Source organism: Nocardiopsis sp. SBT366, from assembly GCF_001083815.1.
Taxonomy (GTDB): domain Bacteria; phylum Actinomycetota; class Actinomycetes; order Streptosporangiales; family Streptosporangiaceae; genus Nocardiopsis; species Nocardiopsis prasina.
Genome location: NZ_LAVM01000160.1, coordinates 1 through 2,518 on the forward strand (window position 1 = coordinate 1; position 2,518 = coordinate 2,518).

The following is a 2,518-nucleotide window of genomic DNA, read 5'->3' on the forward strand; positions in this document are numbered from 1 at the left end:
CCCCCCTGCCCGAACCCGTCGTGCTGCACACCCCCGCGGCCGAGGCCCAGCGCGTGCGCGGGTTCTGCCGGGGCCACCCGGTTCCACCACAGGGCGGCGTCCTCGGCGTCGAGCTCGGAGTCCACCTCCAACCAGCCGCGTACGTGCGGCAGGCGCCGTCCGGCGTTCCAGGAGCGCGGGTAGGGCTGTTCGTCCAGGACCAGGACGTGTTCGCCGTCGATGGTGGGGATCTCGGCGGGGACGCCCTCGTTCCAGACCCAGGCGCCGTCGTGGGCGACCAGGTTCCACCAGCCCCACACGGTCTGTGCGGCGGGGTCGACGGGGCCGTCGCGGAAGGAGGCGGTCCAGCGCGGGTCCGGGGCCTCGCCGGGCAGGCCCTGGCCTCGGGGGCCGATGAGGGCGTCGGCGAGCAGGGTGTGGAGTTGGAAGTTGTCGCTGATGCCGTCGAAGAGGACGCGGAAGGCGCGGCCGGAGGTGCGGTCCATGACCAGGGCGGAGGAGGCCTCGGCCATGCGCAGTAGGGCGCGTACCTCGTCGAACTCGGCGAGCAGGTCGCTGAGCTGGTTGGCGATCGCCGCGAGGTCGGCGTGCAGGGAGGGGTCGCCTCTGGTGTGGGCGCGGACGCCGGGCTCTCCCAGCATGGTGCGGGCGGCCAGGCCGTGGCGGCGGATGGTCCACCAGCACATGGTGGCGGCGGGGGCGTCGGGTCCCAGTTCGGCGGCCACGCGGGCTTCGGCGTCGGCGGTGACGGCGTCGGGGTCGGGTGGGGGTCCGCCGCCGGTGCGTTCCCAGGCGCGGACGAAGACGATGGCGCCCTTGCCCATGGTGCGCAGGCTGTGCAGGGTCTCGATGCCGGCGGGGCCGGGGTCGGTGCCCATTTCGACCAGGGCTCCGGCGACCACGGACAGGTCGGCGATGATGCCGGGGGCGGCGTGGTCTCCGGAGAGCAGGGGGGTCAGGGCCTCCAGGGCCAGTTCCCGTTCGGAGGCGGGGATCTGGGAGGCCAGGAGGTAGACCTTGTGGACGGCGGGTGGGAACTGTTGGGGGTCGGTGGCGACGGAGGCGTCGATCAGTTCTTGGAATGCCGCGCGAAACTCGTCGACCATGGGTCCGTCCCCTTTCTCACGCAACCAACCTAATGTCTCATCAGGGAAGGATCGCACTTTAACGGGCTGTATCAGGCTTTGATGGTGGGTTTGTTGGTGATTCGAGATGAGCGAGTGTTCGTTGAGTGGCAGCTCACACGGCCCGCGCGGGGTCACAGGCCCAGTCGCGTGACCGCGTTGTCCTCCAACGGGTTGGCGGTGCGGATGTAGTCGTGGACGGTCTGGGCGTTGGTCCAGCGGCCCTGACGCATGATCTCGCGGTCGTTGGCTCCGCCCAGGGCGGCCTGGGTGGCGAACCCGGCGCGCAGGGAGTGCCCGCCGAAGTCGTCGGGGTCCAGCCCGGCCCGCTCGGCGTAGCGCTTGACCAGGTTGCCCACGGCCTTGGGGGTCATCGCCTTCTCGGCCGGGCGGCCGTGCCGGTCCACGGCCGGAAGCAGTGGTCGGCCGGTGCCGTCGGACAGTTCCAGACGGTTCAGGTCCTGGCAGGAGTGGGTGGGCCCGGACTCGGGGGGCCGGGGGTCCCGCAGCCAGGCGCGCACGGCCTCGTTGCCGCCGTCGCGGTGCACCACCACCAGCGCCGACCAGTCGGCCACGGCGCACACCGGGCAGGTCAGGCGGTGGCGTCCCCGGGGCAGTGCCACGCGCTGGTGGGTCCTGCCCTCCTGGTCGGTCTTGGTCGCCCACAGCGACGCCACCAGGGTGGGTGCTCCGGAGGCGGCGTCGGTGCGCAGCTCCAGGTCGTCGAAGCTCAGCCCGGCCAGCTCCGAGCGGCGCAGCGCCCCGGCGAAGCCGGTCAGCAGCAGTACAGCGTCGCGTCTGCGGGCCACACCCCCGGGGTGACCCTCGGGTGGGCGCACCGCCAGCATCGACTCCAGGGTGCTCAGCACCACGGGGGCCTTGCGGCGGGGGCGGGCCCTGCGGGTGCGGCGGATGCCGCGCAGGGTCATGCGCACCACCTCGGCGCGGGTGGGTGAGTCCAGGCCGTGGGCGCCGTGGACGGCGGCGATGGCGGCCGAGCGGCGCTCCAGGGTGGCCGGGGAGAACGCCCAGGTGGTGCCGTCCTCGCCGCGCTGTTCGGCGCAGGCGGCCAGGTAGACGGCCACGTCCACGGGGTCGGCGGGCAGGGAGGTGCGCTGCTCGGCCAGGCACCAGGCGCCGAAGGAGGTCCAGTCGGCGCGGTAGGCGCGCAGTGTCGCCGGGGACTGGGCGTTGGTCAGGTACCGGCCCAGGGTGTGGGCCTGTTCGGCGTCGAAGCGCTCGCGGACCCGTTCCAGGGCGCGGGTGTCCACCAGGACGCCGGTGTCCAGGTGTTCCAGGCGGGCCCGCACAGTGGTGGGCAGGGCGATCTCGGCCTGGGGTTCGGGTGTCGGGGAGGGGTTGGTGGTGTCCACGGGTTCCATTGTGGCCCTCAT

Annotated in this window: 1 protein-coding gene and 1 pseudogene; both read right to left on the reverse strand. The window is 73.0% G+C overall.

The genetic code is table 11. The features are described from left to right. Positions 1-1,106 (reverse strand): annotated as a pseudogene (locus tag ADX84_RS24965) (hypothetical protein); the annotation flags it as partial. Positions 1,107-1,258: 152 nt separating this feature from the next. Next, a complete protein-coding gene (locus tag ADX84_RS24970) occupies positions 1,259-2,506 on the reverse strand; it encodes a site-specific integrase (protein WP_049579927.1) in 1,248 nt (415 codons plus the stop codon). Between the last annotated feature and the right edge of the window lie 12 nt (positions 2,507-2,518).